At 73.9% G+C, this 19,861-nt stretch carries 20 protein-coding genes; 15 read left to right on the top strand and 5 right to left on the bottom strand.

Annotation, left to right across the window (positions count from 1 at the left end; genetic code table 11):
* Nucleotides 1-110 precede the first annotated feature (110 nt).
* Nucleotides 111-1,607, top strand: coding sequence for an XRE family transcriptional regulator (locus RDI86_RS04035; protein ID WP_194522086.1), 1,497 nt, complete (start codon nt 111-113; stop codon nt 1,605-1,607).
* Nucleotides 1,608-1,628: 21 nt separating this feature from the next.
* Here RDI86_RS04035 and RDI86_RS04030 read toward each other — a convergent pair whose 3' ends face one another.
* Entirely contained in the window at nt 1,629-2,699 is a 1,071-nt protein-coding gene (locus RDI86_RS04030; RefSeq protein WP_061266650.1) for a hypothetical protein, read from the bottom strand.
* Nucleotides 2,700-2,861: 162 nt separating this feature from the next.
* Here RDI86_RS04030 and RDI86_RS04025 point away from each other — a divergent pair, with 162 nt between their 5' ends.
* From RDI86_RS04025 to RDI86_RS03970, 12 genes are all read left to right on the top strand, one after another.
* Nucleotides 2,862-4,118, top strand: coding sequence for a hypothetical protein (locus RDI86_RS04025; RefSeq protein ID WP_076403322.1), 1,257 nt, complete (start codon nt 2,862-2,864; stop codon nt 4,116-4,118).
* Between the two features lie 52 nt (nt 4,119-4,170).
* On the top strand, nt 4,171-4,386 hold the full coding sequence (locus tag RDI86_RS04020; RefSeq protein ID WP_043653789.1) for a hypothetical protein: 216 nt from the start codon (nt 4,171-4,173) through the stop codon (nt 4,384-4,386).
* Nucleotides 4,387-4,567: 181 nt separating this feature from the next.
* Nucleotides 4,568-6,889 (top strand): chemotaxis protein CheA, encoded by a 2,322-nt coding sequence (locus tag RDI86_RS04015; protein ID WP_308820945.1) that lies wholly within the window; start codon nt 4,568-4,570, stop codon nt 6,887-6,889.
* A complete protein-coding gene (locus RDI86_RS04010) occupies nt 6,886-7,299 on the top strand; it encodes a chemotaxis protein CheW (RefSeq protein WP_144681705.1) in 414 nt (137 codons plus the stop codon). The genes RDI86_RS04015 and RDI86_RS04010 overlap by 4 nt, the downstream gene beginning before the upstream one ends.
* A gap of 55 nt (nt 7,300-7,354) precedes the next feature.
* Nucleotides 7,355-8,971 (top strand): methyl-accepting chemotaxis protein, encoded by a 1,617-nt coding sequence (locus tag RDI86_RS04005; protein ID WP_076403317.1) that lies wholly within the window; start codon nt 7,355-7,357, stop codon nt 8,969-8,971.
* A gap of 48 nt (nt 8,972-9,019) precedes the next feature.
* Nucleotides 9,020-10,627: a methyl-accepting chemotaxis protein gene (locus RDI86_RS04000; RefSeq protein ID WP_251176556.1), complete on the top strand. Its 1,608-nt coding sequence runs from the start codon at nt 9,020-9,022 to the stop codon at nt 10,625-10,627.
* 64 nt (nt 10,628-10,691) lie between these two features.
* A complete protein-coding gene (locus tag RDI86_RS03995; protein ID WP_163188833.1) occupies nt 10,692-11,744 on the top strand; it encodes a chemotaxis response regulator protein-glutamate methylesterase in 1,053 nt (350 codons plus the stop codon).
* A complete protein-coding gene (locus RDI86_RS03990) occupies nt 11,741-12,553 on the top strand; it encodes a protein-glutamate O-methyltransferase CheR (RefSeq protein ID WP_043658116.1) in 813 nt (270 codons plus the stop codon). Before RDI86_RS03995 ends, RDI86_RS03990 begins: the two co-directional genes overlap by 4 nt.
* Entirely contained in the window at nt 12,550-12,933 is a 384-nt protein-coding gene (locus RDI86_RS03985) for a response regulator (protein ID WP_021482437.1), read from the top strand. The genes RDI86_RS03990 and RDI86_RS03985 overlap by 4 nt, the downstream gene beginning before the upstream one ends.
* Nucleotides 12,930-13,400 carry a chemotaxis protein CheX gene (locus RDI86_RS03980; RefSeq protein ID WP_021482436.1) on the top strand — a complete coding sequence of 157 codons (471 nt, stop codon included), beginning with the start codon at nt 12,930-12,932 and terminating at the stop codon, nt 13,398-13,400. The genes RDI86_RS03985 and RDI86_RS03980 overlap by 4 nt, the downstream gene beginning before the upstream one ends.
* Complete coding sequence (locus RDI86_RS03975; RefSeq protein ID WP_308820755.1) at nt 13,397-13,759, top strand: response regulator; 363 nt, start codon at nt 13,397-13,399, stop codon at nt 13,757-13,759. Before RDI86_RS03980 ends, RDI86_RS03975 begins: the two co-directional genes overlap by 4 nt.
* A 31-nt stretch (nt 13,760-13,790) precedes the next feature.
* Complete coding sequence (locus RDI86_RS03970) at nt 13,791-14,279, top strand: hypothetical protein (protein WP_021482434.1); 489 nt, start codon at nt 13,791-13,793, stop codon at nt 14,277-14,279.
* A gap of 214 nt (nt 14,280-14,493) precedes the next feature.
* Here RDI86_RS03970 and fliW read toward each other — a convergent pair whose 3' ends face one another.
* Genes fliW through RDI86_RS03950 form a run of 4 tightly spaced genes read right to left on the bottom strand, consistent with a single transcriptional unit; the run spans nt 14,494 to nt 17,683 of the window.
* Entirely contained in the window at nt 14,494-14,859 is a 366-nt protein-coding gene (fliW, locus tag RDI86_RS03965; protein ID WP_021483278.1) for a flagellar assembly protein FliW, read from the bottom strand.
* The gene (flgL, locus tag RDI86_RS03960; protein ID WP_241005902.1) at nt 14,859-15,731 is read right to left on the bottom strand and encodes a flagellar hook-associated protein FlgL; all 873 of its coding nucleotides are present in this window, start codon (nt 15,729-15,731) and stop codon (nt 14,859-14,861) included. Before flgL ends, fliW begins: the two co-directional genes overlap by 1 nt.
* Before the next feature lie 29 nt (nt 15,732-15,760).
* Nucleotides 15,761-17,182, bottom strand: a complete 1,422-nt coding sequence (gene flgK / locus RDI86_RS03955; RefSeq protein WP_076403311.1) for a flagellar hook-associated protein FlgK — start codon at nt 17,180-17,182, stop codon at nt 15,761-15,763.
* A 12-nt stretch (nt 17,183-17,194) separates the two neighbouring features.
* Nucleotides 17,195-17,683, bottom strand: a complete 489-nt coding sequence (locus RDI86_RS03950) for a flagellar protein FlgN (RefSeq protein WP_021483253.1) — start codon at nt 17,681-17,683, stop codon at nt 17,195-17,197.
* 205 nt (nt 17,684-17,888) lie between these two features.
* Here RDI86_RS03950 and RDI86_RS03945 point away from each other — a divergent pair, with 205 nt between their 5' ends.
* Together RDI86_RS03945 and RDI86_RS03940 are read left to right on the top strand one after the other, a co-directional pair.
* Complete coding sequence (locus RDI86_RS03945) at nt 17,889-18,689, top strand: sigma-70 family RNA polymerase sigma factor (RefSeq protein WP_308820754.1); 801 nt, start codon at nt 17,889-17,891, stop codon at nt 18,687-18,689.
* A gap of 151 nt (nt 18,690-18,840) precedes the next feature.
* Complete coding sequence (locus RDI86_RS03940) at nt 18,841-19,704, top strand: flagellin (RefSeq protein WP_076403310.1); 864 nt, start codon at nt 18,841-18,843, stop codon at nt 19,702-19,704.
* The last annotated feature ends 157 nt before the right edge of the window (nt 19,705-19,861 follow it).

Here is a 19,861-nt window from a genome sequence, read left to right as displayed (position 1 = left end):
TCCTCGCTCGGCGGGTGGGCGGTGCTGTACCTCCAGCCTCACGCGGAACCGGCGTAGATTTCGTCTCAGAATACTGTGAAGATTCGTTGATCTTGACGTACTGTCAAGCCATGGCCAGCACGACGTCGTCCAGCCGCCCCGGGGACCGTCCCGAGGCTCAGCCCGCGGCCCAGGCGGACCTCATCACGCTCGGCCGGCGCGTGCGGCACTTCCGCACGGCGCGCGGCCTCACCCTCGACGCGCTCGGCGAGGCCGTGGGCACCGCGCCCAGCCTGCTGTCGATGATCGAGAACGGGCGCCGCGAGCCGCGGCTGTCGCTCCTCCAGCAGCTCGCCCAGGCGCTCGACGTCCCGGTCACGGACCTGCTCACGGACGAGCCGCCGTCGCGTCGCGCCGCGCTGGAGATAGCGCTCGACCGCGCCCAGCGCGGCCCCCTGTTCGCAGGCCTCGGGCTGCCCGCCGTGAAGGCGAGCCAGAAGCTGCCCCTGCCGGTGCTCGAGAACCTCGTCGGCCTGCACGCCGAGCTCCAGCGCCGCGCGACCGAGGCCGTCGCGACCCCCGAGGAGGCGCGCCGCGCCAACACCGAGCTCCGCCTCGAGCGACAGGCGCGCGACAACTACTACCCGGAGATCGAGGCGCTCGCCGAGGAGATGACGCGCAAGGCCGGCTACACGGTCGGCGCGCTCACCCACCGCACCGTCGCGCGCATGGCCGAGCAGCTCGGCTTCACCATCTGGCACGTCGACGACCTGCCGCACTCGACGCGCACCGTCACCGACCTGGAGAACGGGCGCATCTACCTGCCGCCCGCGTCGATCCCCGGCGGCCACGGGCTGCGCTCGCTCGCGCTCCAGGCCATAGCGCACCGCGTGCTCGGGCACGAGCGGCCGCGCTCGTACGCGGAGTTCCTGCGCCAGCGCGTCGAGATCACGTACTTCGCCGCGTGCTGCCTCATCCCGCAGACCGCGGCCGTCGACTTCCTGGAGCGGCGCAAGCGCGAGAAGGACCTCGCCGTGGAGGACCTGCGCGACGCGTTCGGCGTGACCCACGAGGCCGCCGCGCAGCGCTTCACGAACCTGGCGACCGTGCACCTCGGCATCCCGCTGCACTTCCTGCGCGTCGGCGACGACGGCGCGCTGTTCCGGGGCTACGAGAACGACGGCCTGCCCCTGCCCGCCGACGTCACGGGCTCGATCGAGGGCCAGATGGTGTGCCGCAAGTGGGCTGCCCGCGAGGCCTTCACGCGCCGCGACCGCGCGCAGGAGTCGTACCAGTACACGGACACGCCCGCGGGCACGTTCTGGTGCTCCACGCAGACCGGCACGACGACGTCCGGCCAGTTCTCCATCGCCGTCGGGGTGCCGTTCGCGTCGGCGAAATGGTTCCGCGGCCGGGACACGACGGTGCGGCGGCAGTCGTCGTGCCCGGACGAGTCGTGCTGCCGCCGCCCGGCCGCGGACGCGGCCGCGCGCTGGGAGGACGCGTCGTGGCCCAGCGCGCGCATGCACCAGCACGTGCTCTCCGCGCTCCCGAGCGGCGCGTTCCCCGGCGTCGACGCGACGGAGGTCTACGCGTTCCTCGCCAAGCACGCCCCGCGGGACGCCTGACCGGGCACCGGCGAGCGCGCCTCAGGCGACCGGCCGGCCCGAGAGCGCCGCGACCTGCCGGTGCACCTGCGCCGTCTCGATCTCCGACCGCAGCGCGACGCGGTCGAGCCCGACGGCGGCCGCCTGCGCGACCGGGCCGAGCACCATGCGCAGGTCCGCGACGGCGTCGAGCGCGGCCCGCCTCGTCGTCGCCCGCTCGGCGCTCGCGGTGACGAGCGACAGCGCGAGCCCGAGGTCCTCGGCGACGAGCTCGCGCGGCGAGAGCAGCGTCGACGCGATGCGCGCGAGCGTGCCGACCTGCCGGCCGAGCTCGCGCGCGGTCGCCCGGCCGCGCCCCAGGCGGGCGGCGCGCTCGCCGAGCTCGCGCGCCACGAGCGCCGACGACGCGTCGCGCAGGTCCTCGACGTAGGTCCGGGACTCGCCCGGCCCGGCGAGGGGCCGGTGCACCCGGTCGAGCGACCACGCCGGGTCGCGCCCCTCGGCGTGCAGGTGCCGGTCGAGGTCCACCGCGTCGAGCGCGGCGTCGTCCCCGCCGGCGAGCCACGCCTCGACCCGGGCGACGTCCGCCCGGTCGTCGACGTCGAGCCCGACGGTCGACAGCACGTCGAGCCACGTCCCGGTCGTCACGTCGAACAGCGGGACGAGGTCGTGGTCCTCCGGCCCGGCGGGGCGCACGAACCGGTCGTGCGCCGGGTCGTGCAGCAGGACCCACTCCTGCCCGTCGAGCGTCACCGGGCCCGCCTCGGTGAGCTCCAGCACGACGCGCAGCGCCCACTCGTCGTACGTCTCGCCCCACGTCTCGCCCGTCACCGGGTCGCGCAGGACCCGCGGCGTGCTCAGGCGCTCGGGCAGCCACAGGAGCGGGTGCCACATCGCCTCGGGGCGCACGGTGGTCCACCGCCGTCGGCCCGCGGGCACGGTCCACGGCAGGGGGAGCGGTGACGCGGACAGGGGCGAGAGCAGCACCTCGCCGTCGGCCAGGCCGGCGAACGCCTGCCAGCGGTGCAGGCGGGCCACCGTCTCGATCGCGGACGAGGGGAGCAGGAGGCCCGCTCCCGGTCCGGCGTCGAACGTCCGGCGTCTGTGCTCCACAGGGGTCCTCTCGTCGTGGTGGTCTCCACGCCTATGCGGCGGGGGCGCGCGCCAACCTGCGCGCGCCACCTCGAACGCCGCCCGCCATGGTGTGACGGACATCACAGCGCCGTGGGGCTGCGAGCGGCCGATTTTCGCGCGGGCGCCGCACACACCCTCGCCATGCACACCTCGACCGTCGCCACCGACGTCCCCGCCCCCCGCACCCACGACCGCGCGAGCGACGAGCTCGACCGCCTCACCACCGACCTCGCGCTGCGCGTGCGCGCCGGTGCGCTCCCCGAGCGCGAGGCCCGCATGGCGGTCTTCGAGGCCGTCTTCCGGACCGGGATCATCCCGTCCGAGACGCTGCGCTACTGCCACCGGCACGACGTCGCGCGGTTCCTGCACGACGACATGGTCGAGGCGGCCGTCGACTTCTACACCCGCAAGCTCCTCGACCTCCCGAGCGCCGACGGCGCGACCGGCGACTCGACCGGACGCAACGGCACCAAGTTCTTCGACCTCGAGGTGTTCGCCGACGGCGCGAGCGCGGCCGGCTCCATCCGCCAGGCGCTCGGCGACTACACGCTCATGCACCGCACGCTCCTGCGCACCGTGCGCAGCGCGCGCCGGGTGGGGCAGATCGTGTCGACCGACCTGCTGGAGGGCACGGTCGACGACGAGGGCCGGCTCGCGGGCCTCCTGCACGAGCTCCCGGTCGTCCCCGACCCCGCGACGGACGTCGTCGACGCGGGGCGCTCCGCGCAGCTCGAGCAGCTCTACGAGACGCACGTGAGCGCGGCCGCACGGCAGCGCGGCGTGCTCCGCACGCAGATCGACGCGGGCGCGATCCGCGAGGCGTTCGACCTGCCCGAGCTCGACCGCCCGCTCGACCCGGACGTGCGCGCCCGGATGCTCGGGTGGGTCGAGGAGGACGAGGGCCTCGCACTGCGCTCCGTCGTCGGGCTCCTCGCCCCGACCGACGAGCGCCGGGCGGTCCTGCTCGGCCGCCTCTGGGCCGCGTTCCACCGCGACCGGCTCTCGACCCTCGCCGACCACGAGTACGGCGCCCGGATCGCGGACCTGCTCGTCCGCGACGCGCTCGCCGACCGCGCGCGCCCCGGCCGGCCCGCCGTCTCCCGCACCCGCGTCGCCGTCAAGCAGGCCGTCGCGGGCTGCGGCGTGGACGCGGCCTGGGTCGCCGAGCTCACCGCCGTCTTCCTCGAGCACGAGCACGAGGCGCGCTCCGCGTGGGACCCCGACCGCGGGACCGGCGAGACGACGCGCGACGCGGCGCGCTACCTCGCCGCCCTGACGACGGCCGCGGCGCTGCCCGGCGCCCCGCTGGGCGCGACGCCGCTCGCCGTGCGCCGCGCGCTGGCGGACCTGGTGGCCGCGGCCCGCACGGGTGGCCAGAAGCGCTCGCTCGTCGCATAGGACCTCACGACCACCGACGCGCCTCGCCCGCGAGGCACCGAGAGGAGACCCCATGGCCGCCGTCCCGGCACGCCCGCGCACGACCATCGCCGAACGCTGCGCCCCGCTGAACAAGGAGCTCGCCCGGCGCCGGTCCGGCTCGCCGCTCAACCCGCGCGACGTCCACGAGCTCATCGCCTCGCTGGTCGAGGAGCTCGTCCTGCAGGGCATGACGCGCCCGGAGGCCGCGGGCCTCGTGAACCGCGCCGCGCAGAAGGCCACCGCCTGACACGACCCCGGACGACCCGCACCCCACGAGGCGGCAGCGCGTACCGAGAGTACGCCGTGACCGCCCGTGCCGAACGGGTCGGCCACCCGGGCACCCGCGGGGGTACCCGGGCCGCACGCCGGACACCGGCGACGAGACAGACACACGCCAGACATGGCGGGGAGGTACGGACGTGGACGAGATGGACGAGATCGTCCACGAGTTCCTGGTCGAGTCCTACGAGAACCTCGACCAGCTCGACCAGGACCTCGTGGCGCTCGAGAGCGACCCGTCGTCGCGCGCGCTGCTGAGCAGCATCTTCCGCACCGTGCACACCATCAAGGGCACGAGCGGCTTCCTCGGGTTCGCCAACCTCGAGCGCGTGTCCCACGTGGGCGAGTCGCTCCTGTCCGAGCTGCGCGACGGCGAGCGGGCGATGGACCAGCCGACGGCGGACGTGCTGCTCGCGCTCGTCGACACGCTGCGTGCCATCCTCGCGAAGGTCGAGGCCGGTGCCGGGGACGACCTCGACGTCGACCCGATGGTCGCGCGGATCGTCGCGGTCCAGGACGGCACGGCGGCGCCGGAGCCGGACGTCGCGCCCGCTGTCGCGAACGGCACCTCGCCCGACGCCGCGGCCGGCACCGAGTCCGCTCCCGAGCCGGAGCCGGAGCCCACGCCCGCGGCGGGCCCCGCACCCGAGCCGGCTCCCGCACCCGAGCCGGCTCCCGCGCCCCGGACCGCCCCGGTGCTCGCCGCCGAGCCGGAGCCCACGCCCGCCGTCGGACCGGCGCCCGCGCCCGAGCCGGCACCCGAGCCCGAGCCGCACACCCGCAACGCTGCGGACGGCTCGATCCGGGTGGACGTCGACCTCCTGGACACGCTCATGCGGCAGGTCGGGGAGCTCGTGTTGGTGCGCAACCAGATCGACCGGATCGCCGGCGCGGGCGAGGACCAGGAGACCAAGCGGTCCGCGCAGCGCCTCAGCCTCATCGCGTCCGAGCTGCAGGAGGGCGTCATGAAGACGCGCATGCAGCCGATCGAGCACGTGTGGTCCAAGATGCCGCGCGTCGTGCGCGACCTCGCGAAGATGCTGGGTCGCGACGTCCGGATCGAGATGACGGGCGGCGACACCGAGCTCGACCGCTCCCTGCTCGAGGCGGTCAAGGACCCGCTGACGCACCTGGTGCGCAACGCCGTCGACCACGGGATCGAGGCGCCCGAGGACCGGCGCCGGGCCGGCAAGCGGCCCCAGGGGCTCGTGACGCTGCGCGCGTACCACTCGAACGGCCAGGTCGTCGTGGAGATCACGGACGACGGCGCGGGCATCGACCCCGAGAAGGTCGGCCGCACCGCCGTGGCCAAGGGGCTGCGGACGGCGGGCGACGTCGCCGCGATGGCCCCGTCCGAGCTGCTCGACCTGCTGTTCCTGCCCGGCTTCTCGACGGCGGCGAAGGTCACGAACGTGTCCGGGCGCGGCGTCGGGATGGACGTCGTCCGCACGAACATCGAGGCCATCGGCGGCTCGGTCGACGTCGAGTCGACGGTCGGGACCGGGACGACGTGGCGCATGCGGATCCCGCTGACGCTCGCGATCATGCCCGCCCTCACGGTGATGTGCTGCGGCGCGGTCTACGCGATCCCGCAGGTCAGCCTCCTCGAGCTCGTCGCCCTCGGCGACCAGCACGGCGAGATCGAGCACGTCGGCACCGCCCCCGTCTTCCGGCTGCGGGGCACGCTGCTCCCGCTGCTGTCGCTCTCCGAGGTGCTCGGGCTCGACCCGGAGTCCGAGGGTCGCGTGATCGCGGTCGTCGAGGCCGACGACCAGCGCTTCGGCGTAATCGTCGACCGCGTCCTCAACATGGAGGAGATCGTCGTCAAGGCGCTCGCGAACCGCCTCAAGCAGATCGGCATGTACTCCGGGGCGACGGTGCTCGGCGACGGCGGGGTGGCGCTCATCCTCGACCTCCAGGCGATCGCCCGCAAGGTGCTCACGTCGGACGCCGCGGACATGGCCCGCGCGTACGCGCAGGACACGACGGAGAGCGCCACGACCGTCGAGCAGATGCTCGTCGTCGGGGCGGGCGACCGCCGCGTGGCGATCCCGCTCTCCGCGGTGACGCGGCTCGAACGGATCCGCGCCGCCACGATCGAGCAGGTCGGCTCGCGCGAGGTGCTCCAGTACCGCGGCGCGCTGCTGCCGCTCGTCCGGCTCGACCAGCTCCTGGGCGCGGCGGGCGGCCCGCCCGCGGACGAGCTCGACATCGTCGTGTACACCCGCGCGGGGCGCAGCATCGCGATAGCGGTCACGGAGATCTTCGACATCGTCGAGGACGACGCGCGCCGGCGCAGCGACATCGACGGCCACGGGCTCACCGGGTCGACCGTCCTCAAGGACCGCGTGACGGAGCTGCTCGACGTCCGCAGCGCTGTCCAGGCGGCGGACCCCGGCTTCTACGACGACCTCGACCCCTTCGACGACGCGACGGCCGAGAACGACCTGTCGCTGGCAGGTGCCCGATGACCACGCAGCAGCTCGTGACGTTCACGCTGGCCGACCGGCTCTGCGGGATCCCCGTCGACCGCGTCCAGGAGGTGCTGCCGGGCCGCGCCCGGACGCGCGTTCCGCTCGCGCCCGACGACGTCGGGGGCCTCGTCAACCTCCGTGGCCAGGTCGTGCTGTCGGTCGACCTGCGGCGACGCCTCGGCATGGCGGCCCACGAGGGCGACCAGATGATGGTCGTCGTCTTCGTCGGCGACGAGACGGTGAGCCTGCTCGTCGACACGATCGGCGACGTGCTCGAGGTCGACGCCGACCAGTTCGAGACGCCGCCCCAGACGCTCCCCGAGGAGCTGCGCGCCGTGATCCGCGGCGCGTACAAGCTCTCCGACCGGCTGCTGCTCGCGCTCGACGTCGACGCCGCGGCGTCCTGAGCCCGACCGGCTCGCCCCCTTCCTCTTCTCGTCCCCACGTCCCCAGGAGCTCCTCATGTCCACGCTCGAGACCCCGCGGCCCGCCGCGCGCCGGCGTCGCTTCGCCGACTTCTCCGTCCGCACGAAGATCCTCACCGCGCTCGGCGTGCTCGCCGTCGTGCTCGTCCTCGTCGTGGGGTTCGCCCTGCAGAGCCTGCGGTCGACGTCCGACGACACGGCGTCGGTCGCGAGCGTCGCGAGCTCGCTCCTGCGCAGCAACGCGGAGGTGGACCACGGTGCCCAGGAGGCGTGGCGGCTCACCTACCAGTACGACATCGTCCAGGGCGAGGCCCGCGAGCAGACCGTGGAGCAGATGGCCGCGACGGACGCCCTCGTCGAGGAGCAGATCGGCGTGATCGACGCGGTGCTGGCCGCCGACGGGGTGGACGAGCCGAACTGGAACGCGTTCAAGGCGAGCTGGGCCGAGTGGCTCGCCTTCCGCGACGCGACGCTCATGCCGGCCGTGGAGGCCAAGGCGGTGACGCCCGAGATCCAGGCGGCCAACGACGAGATCATCGAGTCCTACCGGACCTCGCTGGCGGCGTCCGGCGACGCGGTGTACGCCTACCTCGACACCGTCGCGGACGACGCCGCGGCGAAGGCCACGCGGGCCTTCCTCCTCATGATCGTCGTCGCCGCCGTCGGGCTCCTGCTCGCGGTCGTCGTGGGCGTGCGTGTCGCGAACGGCATCCGGCGCTCCGCCGGCACGGTCCAGCACGCCCTCGGCGCGCTCGCCTCGGGCGACCTCACCGTGCGCGCGCAGGTGGAGGCCCGTGACGAGCTGGGGCAGATGGCTGCGGCGTTGACGAGTGCGCAGGAGAACTTGCGGGGGATCATCGCGGAGGTGGCGGGGACGTCGGAGGCGGTGGCTGCGGCGACGGAGCAGCTGTCTGCGGCGGGTGCGCAGTTCTCGGCGTCGTCGGACGAGACGGCGGCGCAGTCGGGTGTGGTGGCGTCGGCGGCGGAGCAGGTGTCGCAGAACGTGCAGACGGTGGCTGCGGGTGCGGAGGAGATGGGGGCTTCGATCCGGGAGATCGCGCAGAACTCGAACGAGGCGGCGAAGGTGGCGAACAAGGCCACGGAGCGTGCTGCGGCGACGAACGAGACGGTGCAGAAGCTGGGGACGTCGTCGCAGGAGATCGGTGACGTGATCAAGGTGATCACGTCGATCGCGGAGCAGACGAACTTGTTGGCGTTGAACGCGACGATCGAGGCGGCTCGTGCGGGTGAGGCGGGCAAGGGGTTCGCGGTGGTGGCCAGCGAGGTGAAGGAGCTGGCGCAGGAGACGGCGAAGGCGACGGAGGACATCGCGCGTCGGGTGGAGGCGATCCAGGGGGACACGGTGGGTGCGGTGGAGGCGATCGGGGAGATCGCGGACATCATCGGGCGGATCAACGACTACCAGCTGACGATCGCGTCGGCGGTGGAGGAGCAGACGGCGACGACGAACGAGATGTCGCGGGGGGTGCAGGAGGCGGCGACGGGGTCGAGCGAGATCGCGGGCAACATCACCGGCATCGCCGCCGGCGCCTCGTCGACGGCCCAGGCCGTCGAGCAGATGAACGGGTCGATCGCCGAGCTCGCGCGCATGGCCGCCGAGCTGCGCGGACGCGCCTCCCGGTTCACCTACTGACCTGCTGACCCCCTGACACGCACGCACCCACGCAGAGAGACGACCACGATGACCACGAACCAGCAGCAGGACGCGCCTCGACGCCTGTGGGGGGACCGCCCCGTCCTCGTCAAGATCCTCACGTCGGTCCTCGTGATGGTGGTGGTGACCGCCGTCATCACGGCCGTCGCGCTCGTCTCGATGCGCGAGCTGCGCGCGGACGCCGACGAGATGTACCGCGGCAACGTCACGCCGCTGCAGCAGCTCACGGAGATCCAGCGCGCCTTCCAGGGCGACCGCGCCCGCGTGGTCCAGTACGGGATCGCGGACGCGGAGACCCGGGCGAGCCTCCTCGACGAGCTGGTGGAGCGCAAGGTCGACCTGGAGGCCCAGATCGAGGCGTACCGTCCGAACGCGGTGAGCCAGACCGACGTCGACGCGCTCGTCGCCGCCCTGGACGCGTACTACGCGGCGGCCGAGGGCGAGCTGTTCCCGCTGGCGGACGCGGGTGACACCGCAGGCTTCGCCGCGTACTTCGACGACACCGTCCGCCCCCTGACGACGGGGGTCCTGGACGCGATGCAGGTCGAGACGGTGTCCCAGGGCGAGCAGGCGGCGGAGCTCGCCGAGGAGACGGACACGCTCGCGGCACGGGCGCTGCTCGCCACGATCCTCGTCGCGGTGCTCGGCGCCCTCGCGGCGACCGCGCTGTCCTACGTCGTGGCGCGCGGCATCGCCGTCCGGATCGGTGCGGTGTCGAGGAGCCTGACCGCGCTGGGCGACGGCGACCTCACGGTGCGTGCGGAGGTGGTGGGTCGTGACGAGCTGGGGCAGATGGCTGCGGCGTTGACGAGTGCGCAGGAGAACTTGCGGGGGATCATCGCGGAGGTGGCGGGGACGTCGGAGGCGGTGGCTGCGGCGACGGAGCAGCTGTCTGCGGCGGGTGCGCAGTTCTCGGCGTCGTCGGACGAGACGGCGGCGCAGTCGGGTGTGGTGGCGTCGGCGGCGGAGCAGGTGTCGCAGAACGTGCAGACGGTGGCTGCGGGTGCGGAGGAGATGGGGGCTTCGATCCGGGAGATCGCGCAGAACTCGAACGAGGCGGCGAAGGTGGCGAACAAGGCCACGGAGCGTGCTGCGGCGACGAACGAGACGGTGCAGAAGCTGGGGACGTCGTCGCAGGAGATCGGTGACGTGATCAAGGTGATCACGTCGATCGCGGAGCAGACGAACTTGTTGGCGTTGAACGCGACGATCGAGGCGGCTCGTGCGGGTGAGGCGGGCAAGGGGTTCGCGGTGGTGGCCAGCGAGGTGAAGGAGCTGGCGCAGGAGACGGCGAAGGCGACGGAGGACATCGCGCGTCGGGTGGAGGCGATCCAGGGGGACACGGTGGGTGCGGTGGAGGCGATCGGGGAGATCGCGGACATCATCGGGCGGATCAACGACTACCAGCTGACGATCGCGTCGGCGGTGGAGGAGCAGACGGCGACGACGAACGAGATGTCGCGGGGGGTGCAGGAGGCGGCGACGGGGTCGAGCGAGATCGCGGGCAACATCACCGGCATCGCCGCCGGCGCGCAGGAGAGCGCCCGGTCGATGGAGCAGCTCAACGTCGCCGTCGGCGAGCTCGCCCACGTCTCCGAGCTGCTCGACGCCCAGGTCTCCCGGTTCCGGCTCTGAGACCGCCGGCCATGACGCCCACACCCCGCGCGGCCGGCGCGCGCCGCGCCCGAGGAGGTCGGCGATGATCCGCGTGCTCGTCGTCGACGACTCCGTCGTGATCCGTCGCCTCGTCGCGCAGACGCTCGACCGGGACCCCGAGATCACCGTCGTCGGCACGGCGGCCGACGGTCGCCTCGCCCTCGCGAAGGTCGAGCAGCTCGATCCCGACGTCGTCACGCTCGACATCGAGATGCCCGTCATGGACGGCATCGAGACGGTCCGGGCGCTCCGCGCGGCCGGCCGGCGCATGCCCGTCGTGATGTTCTCGACGCTCACCGAGCGCGGGGCGGCCGCGACGCTCGACGCCCTCACGGCCGGAGCCACGGACTACGTCACCAAGCCGAGCGGGAGCGGGTCGGTCCAGACCGCGCTCGAGCGCGTCGGCCTGGAGCTCACGCCGAAGATCAAGGCGCTCGTCCCGCGCGCGCCCGCCGCCCCGACGGCGCGGTCCGGTGGGACGACGACCGCGGTCCGGCGTCCCGCCCCGGCCCGACCGGTGCGCGCGGTCGTCGTCGGCTCCTCCACAGGCGGGCCGGAGGCGCTGCGGACCGTGCTGTCGTCCCTGACCACGCCGCTGCCCGTCCCGATGCTCGTGGTCCAGCACATGCCGCCGGTGTTCACGCGGCAGCTGGCCGAGCGCCTGGACCGCGCGGGGCCCACGACCGTGGTCGAGGCCGCCGGCGGCGAGGTGCTCCGTCCCGGTCACGCCTACCTGGCGCCCGGCGGCCGGCACCTCGAGCTCGGCCGCCAGGGCACGGGCCTGACGACCCTCGTCACGGACGGGCCGCCCGTCAACTTCACGCGCCCCGCCGTCGACGTCCTGTTCCGCTCCGCGGTCCGCACGCTCGGCGGCGACCTGCTCGCCGTCGTCCTCACGGGGATGGGCTCCGACGGCCGTGACGGTGCGGGGGAGATCGCCCGCGCCGGCGGCCACGTGCTCGCCCAGGACGAGCAGAGCTCGGTCGTCTGGGGCATGCCGGGCGCCGTCACGACCGCGGGGCACGCCCACGCGGTCCTTCCCCTCGACCAGGTCGCCCGCGCCATCGTCGGTGCGGCCGAAGGAGCGCACGCATGACCGTCTCGACCCAGTCGTTCGCCTACGTGAGCGACCTGGTCCGCAAGCACAGCGCGATCCAGCTCGCGCCGGGCAAGGAGTACCTCGTCGAGGCCCGGCTCGGGCCGCTCGCGCGCGAGAAGGGCCTGCAGGGCCCCGACGCCGTCGACAGCTACGTCCGCCGCTACCTGCGGGGCGGCTCCCCGACGGAGACCGTGCGCGTCGTCGAGGCCATGACGACCAACGAGACGTCCTGGTTCCGCGACACCTCGCCGTTCACCGCCCTGCGCCGGGCGATCCTGCCGGAGCTCGCGGGCGCGGACCTCAGCATCTGGTCCGCGGCGTGCTCGACCGGCCAGGAGCCGTACAGCATCGCGATGGTCCTGCGCGAGGAGCGGGTGCGGAGCTACCGGATCCTCGCGACGGACATCAACGCGCAGGTCGTCGAGCGGGCCCGGACGGGCCGCTACAGCCAGCTCGAGATCAACCGCGGCCTGCCCGCGCCCATGCTCGTGCGCAACTTCCGGCGCGTGGGCGCCGAGTGGGAGGTCGACCCGGCGCTGCGGGAGAACCTCACGTTCCAGCAGCACAACCTGCTCACGGCGCCGCCCGGGCCGCGGATGTTCGACATCGTCTTCCTGCGCAACGTGCTCATCTACTTCGACATGCCGACCAAGCAGTCGATCCTCGCCCGGCTCCGCAGCCGGGTGCGGCCGGGCGGCTTCCTCCTGCTGGGGGCCGCCGAGACCACCGTCGGCGTCGATCCCGCGTGGGAACGGGTCGACGTCACGCAGGGCTCCATCTACCGACTCCGAGGAGGCAGCGCATGAGAGCGCTGATCATCGACGACGCCCGCGTGATGCGCCGCATCGTCGCCACGACGCTGAGGGATCTCGGCTTCGAGACCGCCGAGGCGGGTGACGGACGCCAGGCGCTCGACCTGCTCGAGGCGGGCGAGCGCTTCGACCTCGCGTGCGTCGACTGGAACATGCCGGTGATGGACGGGCTGCAGTTCGTGCAGGCCGTCCGCGCGCGCCGCGAGTGGCGCGACCTCACGCTCATGATGATCACCACGGAGTCCGAGCAGTCGCGCATCGTGCGCGCGCTCGCCGCCGGTGCCCACGAGTACCTCATCAAGCCGTTCACGCCGGACGCACTCATGGGCAAGCTCGACATGCTCGGGCTCCTGCCGACCAAGGAGCTCGCATGATCGACACCCGGGACACGCTCACCCAGAGCGTCCTGCCCATCGCCCAGGACCTCTTCGCCGCCATGGTCGACGGCGAGCCGGGCCTGCTCGAGCCCGTCGACGCCCTCGGGGCGCCGATCCCCGACCCCGTGCACGCGTGGGTCGACATCGTCGGCCCGACCTCGTGGCGCACGCTCGTCGTGACCGCCCGCCCGACCGCGGACCGCATCGCGCGCGCGCTCCTCCAGCTGGACGACGACGAGACCGTGGGCCTCGACGACGTGCGCGACGCGCTCGGCGAGGTCGCCAACGTCGTCGGCGGGAACCTCAAGGGCATGCTCGACGGCGGCTCCTCGCTCACCCTGCCCGTGGTCGATACCACGGGCCCGGCGGTCGCGCGGGCGGCCGACCACGCGCAGGCGCTGCTGTGGCGCGGCGAACCCCTCGTCATCTCGTTGTGGACCTCGAAGGACGGAGAACAGCTGTGAGAGTCGTCGTCGCGGACGACAGCCGCGTGATGCGGCAGATCGTCGTCCGGACCCTGCGCCAGGCCGGGTTCAAGGACTGGGAGATCCTGCAGGCCGGGGACGGCGCCGAGGCGCTCGCCCTCACCCAGGCGGAGCAGCCGGACCTCGTGCTGTCCGACTGGAACATGCCGGAGATGAACGGCATCGACGTCCTGCGCGCGCTGCGCGCCGCGGGGTCGAGCGTGCCGTTCGGCTTCGTCACGTCGGAGGGCTCGCCGCAGATGCGCGAGCTCGCGGACGCCGAGGGCGCCCTGTTCCTCATCGCCAAGCCGTTCGACGCGGACACGTTCGAGGACGTCCTGCGTCCCCACGTCCGTTGACCCGACGCACGTCCCTCCGGAGGAGCCCCCTGTGACCACGACCCCCCTGCCCGAGCTCAAGGAGATCCGCGACCTGTACGCGGGACTGGTCGGCCGCGGGTGCACGGCCGTGCGCGCGAGCGCGCTCCTGACGCCCGAGACGCGGCCGGGCGTCATCGCCGCGACCTACGTCAGCCACCGGGCGCAGGTCGAGGCGGTCGTCGCCGTCGACGTCCCGCTCGGCGCCCACCTCGGCGCCTCGATCGGCCTCGTGCCGCCCGGCCCCGCCCAGGACGCGGCGGCCGAGGGCACGCTGAGCGACGTCCTGCTCGAGAACCTGTCCGAGGTCCTCAACGTCACGGCCGCCCTCTTCAACGCGGAGGACGCGCCGCACCTCAAGCTCGCCGAGGTGTTCGACTCGACGCGCGGGCCGCTGCCCGGTGCGCCCGTGTCGTTCCTGCGCAGCACCGGTCGCCGGCTCGACGCGGAGATCGAGATCGCCGGCTACGGCGGCGGGGCGCTGACGGTGGTCCTCGCCTGACGGCGACCGGGACCGACCCGTGCGGAGGCCGGGCCAGGGGCGTACGCCCCGGGCCCGGCCTCTCGTCGTCCCCGGCCCGGTGCTCGTCCCCGGTGCCCGTCCCGGTGCGCGTCCCGGCACCGCACCGCACGGCACGACGACGGACAGCCACCCCGGTGCCGTGAGCGGCGCCGGGGTGGCTGTGGTGGGGGTGGGGACGCGGTCGTCCGCGACGTCAGGCGGTGACGAGGGTCCGTCGCAGGTCGAGCCCCTGGCCGTCGAGGACGGACTGGACCGCGGCGCCCGTGTCGGGGTGCACGAGCACCGGCGCCATGAGGTTCGCGTGCACGCCGCCGGCGCGCACGCTCGCGACGACGAGCACGAGCGGGTCGGTGTCCTCGGCCCCGATGCGCGCGAGGTCGGACGACGGGATCGCGGGGGAGTAGCCGGGCACCCAGCGGCCGGGGTCGAGGACGAGCATCTCGACGCCCGGGGTGTCGAGCGCGGACAGCGTGTAGACGCCGTCGCCCTGCTCGGTGAGCAGCTCGAACCGGCGGGCCGCGAGGCCGGGAGGCGGGGTGACGAAGGTGAGCGTGGTCATCAGCGGAGGTAGTCCAGGAGGGAGGGCTGCAGGAGGGTGGCGCCGATGCTCAGGGTCGCCTGGTAGGCGACCTGCTTGAGCTGGAGGTCGATCGCGAGCTCGGCGAGGTCGACGTCCTCGATGGCGCCGCGGCGCGTCTCGAGCGAGGTGCGGTTGCCGAGGTTGGTGTCGGCGGCGCGCTCGAGCTGGTTCTGGCGCGCGCCGACGGTCGTGTGCTGGGTGAGGACCGCGTCGAGCCGCGCGTCGACGGCGGCGAGATGGCTGCCGCTCCCGTTGCCGGCCCGCAGGTCGGCCGCCACGGTGTCCAGCAGCGCGAACACCGAGCCGGACCCGGTGCCGAAGACGGCGGCGCCGTCGATGTCGACGCGCACCGTCGAGTCGACGCCGATGCGGCGCTCGACGGACGCCCCGCCGCCCGTGAACGAGTAGTCGTCGCGGAACGCGACCCCCTCGTCCGAGGTCCCGGCGAAGACGGTGCGCCCGAGGTACGTCGAGTTCGACTGGCGCAGCAGCTCGTCGCGCAGCTCCACGAGCTCTGCGGCGACGGCCTCCCGGCCCTCCGTCGACGTCGTGTCCGACGCGCCCTGGAGGACGAGGTCGCGCACCCGCTGGACGATGTCGGTCACGGTGCCGAGCGTCGAGTCGAGCGTCGCGAGCCAGCCCTCGCCGTTCGCGATGTTGCGGTCGTACTGCTGCTCGGCCGCGAGGCGGCCGCGGATCGCGAGGGCGTCCGCCGCGGACGACGGGTCGCTCGAGGCGCGCGTGAGCTTGCGCCCCGAGGTGCCCTGCTCCTGGAGCTCGGCGATCCTCGCGAGGTTGGACTGCAGGCTCCTCGTGACGTACGAGGCCTGCATCTGGTTGGTGATGCGCACGGTTCTCCCCTTGCGGACCTGGTCGTGGGCTACAGCCCGACGCGGCCGGTGCGGTTGATGAGGTGGTCGAGCATCTCGTCGACGGCGGTGAGCACGCGGGCCGCGCCCTGGTAGGCGTGCTGGTACTGCATGAGGTTCACGGTCTCCTCGTCGAGCGAGACGGCGGAGTGCGAGAGCAGGTCGCTGAAGGCCGCCGTCGACGCCGTGGTCGCGAGCTTCGCGTCGTAGCCGGCGGAGCTCGACCTCACGGCGAGCTGCGTGACGTGCGTCGACCACACCGCGTCGGGACCGCCGCCGGCGCTCCCGAGCGCGGCGATGCGGTCGGCCACGGACCCGTCGAGGGATCCCGCCCCGACGGCGGCGGTCGCGACCTGGCCGGGCGCGGTCACCGCGACCCGCAGGCCGGCGCCCGCGGACCTGCCGGGCTCGATCGCGAAGAACGCGCCGCCCGGCGTGCCCGACGGCGTCAGGCCCGTCGTGTGCAGCGCGTTGACCTGCGTGACGAGCGCCGACGCGAGCGCGTCGTAGCCCGCCGCGGCCTGGGCGTAGATCCCGCCGGACGACACCGGCGCGAGGGCCGACAGGTGCCCGGCGAGCTCGCCGCCCTCGAGCCCGACGGCCGCGCCCGGGCGGTGCGACCACTCGAGCCGCACCGCGTCGTCGGCCGCGCCGTCGAGCGTCGAGGACCCGACGAGCCGGACCTCGTTCACGTGGTGGCCGTCGACGAGGAGGTTCCCGCCGAGGAGCACGTTGACGGTGCCGTCGGGGTTCGTGCTCGTCTGGGCGCCCGCGAGGCGCGCCAGGTCGGCGGCGAGCTGGTTGCGCTGGTCGACGAGCTCGTTGGCGGAGCCGTTCTGGCCGGAGGCGTCGAGGATGCGCGTGTTGAGCGCGGCGATCTTGTCGGCGACCGTGTTGATCTCGGCCACGAGCGAGCCCGCGCTCGTGCGCGCCTGGCCCCACGCGGCCTCCACGCGGGCGCGGCCGTCGACGATCCGGTCGACGACGGCGCCGGCCTCCTCGACCACGACCCAGGCCTGGGCGTCCTTGCCGGGGGAGTTCGCGGCGTCCTGCCACGCGCCCCAGAACGACTGCAGCGCGGCGGACAGCCCCGTGTCGGAGGGCTCGCCGTGGATGTCCTCGACGGCCGTGAACGCCGCGGCGCGCACGCTCGCGTACCCGTCGGCGGACGCCGTCTGGCGCACGCGCGACTCGAGGAAGAGGTTCCCGAGCCGGGCGACGCCGTCGATCGACACGCCCTGGCCGGACCGCGCGGACTGCGAGAGCCGCCCCAGGCCCATCTCGGTGAGCGGGGCCGTGGCCGACTGCTGCACGCGCTGGCGCGTGTAGCCCGGCGTGTTGACGTTGGCCACGTTCTGACCGGTGACGTCGATGCCCGCCTGGGCGGCGCTCATGCCCCGGAAGGCGGTGTTGAGGATGGAGAACGAGCTCATGGGCGGGACTCCTTACAGCACCGTGTCGAAGAGGCGGGCGACGTCGGACCGGTCCGTGGTGGCGCCGGTCGCGTCGTAGGTGCGGGGCTCGCCGCCGAGCGTCGCGAGCGTCTCCTGCGTCGAGCGCGACGCGTGGTTGACGAACTGCGTGTTCGTGTCGCGGACGGTCTTGATCCGCACCGTCAGCTCCGTGAGGCCCGTGAGGTGGCCCTCGAAGATCTCGCGCCAGGGCCCCGCGGCCGGGGCGGCCGCGGCGATCTCCCGCAGCGTGGCGTCGGGCGCCAGGCCCCACTCGGCCGCGACGGTCTCGGACGCGACGGTGCGCACGAGGGTCGCCTCGCGCACCTTCTCCATCACGGTCTCGACCTCGCGGTTCGCGTGGGCGAGCCAGCGGGTGCGGCCGGCGGTGAGGAGCAGCTGCTCCTCCTCGAGCTTGAACAGCAGCATCTCGAGCAGCTCGCGCTCTCGCCACAGCAGGGTCGACAGCTCCTGAGGGCCCAACGTGGCTCTCCCTTGTGTGCGCGGTGGTCGGTCGGGACGGCGGGCAGCGCCCGCTCGAGACCCACTGTCGGCACGCGCGGCGCGCATGTGGCGGCTGATCCCCGCGCCCGCTGCATGGGAGAGGTCAGGACGCGGTGCCACCGCGTGCCTCACCCGCGTCTCCCGGTGCCGTACCGGGCCCGCCCCAGCAGAAAGGTGCTTCGGCGTGAACCTCTCCGAGCGCAACGCTCTCGTCGTCGACAACCTTGCCCTCGTCGGCTTCCTCGTCTCCGACCTGTGCGCGCGGGCCGACCACCTCTCGCGCGAGGACCTCGCGTCGGTCGGCGCGGTCGCCCTCACCACGGCGGCCACGAGCTTCGACCCGACGCGCGGCGTGCCGTTCGGCGCGTACGCGCGGCGCCGCATCCTGGGGGCGCTCGCCGACGAGCTGCGCTCGCAGGACTGGGCCCCGCGCTCGGCGCGCCGCCGCATCAAGGCGCTGACGGCCGTGACGGCGTCGCTCACCGCGTCCCTCGGCCGCGAGCCGACCGACGCGCAGGTTGCCGAGGCGATGGGCGTCGCGGTCGCGGACGTGCGCGCGGCGCGGGACGACGCCGGCCGCTCGATCGTGGCGATGGAGGACACCACCTACGACCACGTCGCGCTCGAGGCGCCGACCCCGGAGGAGCAGGTCCTGTCCGTCGAGGAACGGCACGTGGTGCGCGAGGCGGTGGCCGCGCTGCCGGACCAGCTGCGGCACGTCGTCGAGCAGGTGTACTTCGCGGGGCGCAGCGTCGGCGAGCTCGCCGCCGAGCTGGGGATCAGCCACTCGACCGTCTCGCACGCGCGCATCGAGGCGGTCCGCCTGCTCCGCGAGGGGCTCGAGGCCCACTACTCGGGCCGCGAGGCGAAGGGCCCGGCCGCGCCGCTCACGGCCCGCCGGCGGGAGTACCTCGCCGCGATGGGCGAGCGCGTCGCGGGCGGTGCCACGCAGCGCTCCGCCTGGGCGGTGCCCGCGGCGTCGTGACCCGGGCCGCGACGGCGTCGACCGGCGTCGGTCGACGTCGGCCACCGTCGGGCCGCGGCGTCCGACAGTCCCCAGGAGCAGGCCGGTCGAGGTGACGGGCCGGTACCGGACGAGCCGGCCCGCCCGGGCCGCGCGGGACAGGAGCGCACGCATGGGTCTCTCGATCGTGACGAACGTGGCGGCGGCGACGACGTACCGCCGCCTCGCGACGACGCAGCGCGAGCAGGGCGCGTCGGCGGAGCGGCTCGCGTCCGGCCTGCGGATCACCACCGCCGCGGACGACTCCGCGGGCCTGACGACGGCCGAGGGCCTGCGGGCCCAGGCGAACGGGAGCGCCGTCGCGCAGCGCAACGCGGCGGACGCGGTCGCCATGCTCGAGACGGCGGACGGCGCGCTCGGCGGCATCCAGAGCATGCTCCAGCGCATGCGCGAGCTCGCGCTCCAGGCCGCGAACGACACGAACGGGCCGGACGCGCGCGCCGCGATGGAGGACGAGCTGTCGGCGCTCGCGCGCGAGGTGAGCCGGACCCACAACGAGTCGGCCTTCGCCGACCAGCTCCTCCTCGCGAGCGAGCCGACCGTGACCTTCCAGGTCGGTGCCGAGGGGGACGCCGCCTCGACGATCGCCGTCCAGCTCCCGCGCGTGACGTGGGCGGTGTCGTCGGTGCTCGTCGCGGGCGACGGCGACCTGCGCGTGAGCCTGACCGGCGCGGGGTACCCCGAGCTCGCGCACATGACCTCGCGTGCGGCGGTCGAGGCGATCGACCGCGCGATCTCGCGCGTCTCGGAGGAGCGCTCGCGCATGGGCGCGACGATCAACCGGCTCGACCACGCGGCGCGCGTCGCGGGCAGCACGGGGGAGAACCTGCGCGCGGCGGAGTCGCGGATCCGGGACGCCGACCTCGCCCAGGAGCTGCGCGACGGCGCCCGCCTGAACGTGCTGGCGCAGGCGGGGACGGCGATGCTCGCGCAGGCCAACCAGGCGCCGTCGTCGGTGCTGCAGCTCCTGGGCTGAGCCCCCGAGGCTCCCGAAAAGTGACACAGGTCACTGACCACGAGGGGGTGGTGGCTGCCGAGAGTGCTCGGTGACCGGCCCATGGATGGGCTGGGGGATCATCCACTCGCCCGTCTCACGGAGGACTCATCATGGGCTTCAGCGTCAACACGAACGT

This window comes from Cellulosimicrobium sp. XJ-DQ-B-000 (genome assembly GCF_031119065.1).
In the GTDB taxonomy this organism is placed as follows: Bacteria; Actinomycetota; Actinomycetes; order Actinomycetales; family Cellulomonadaceae; genus Cellulosimicrobium; species Cellulosimicrobium funkei.
Note: the sequence above shows the minus strand (reverse complement) of the source record. Positions and strands in the feature narration are given on the sequence as shown.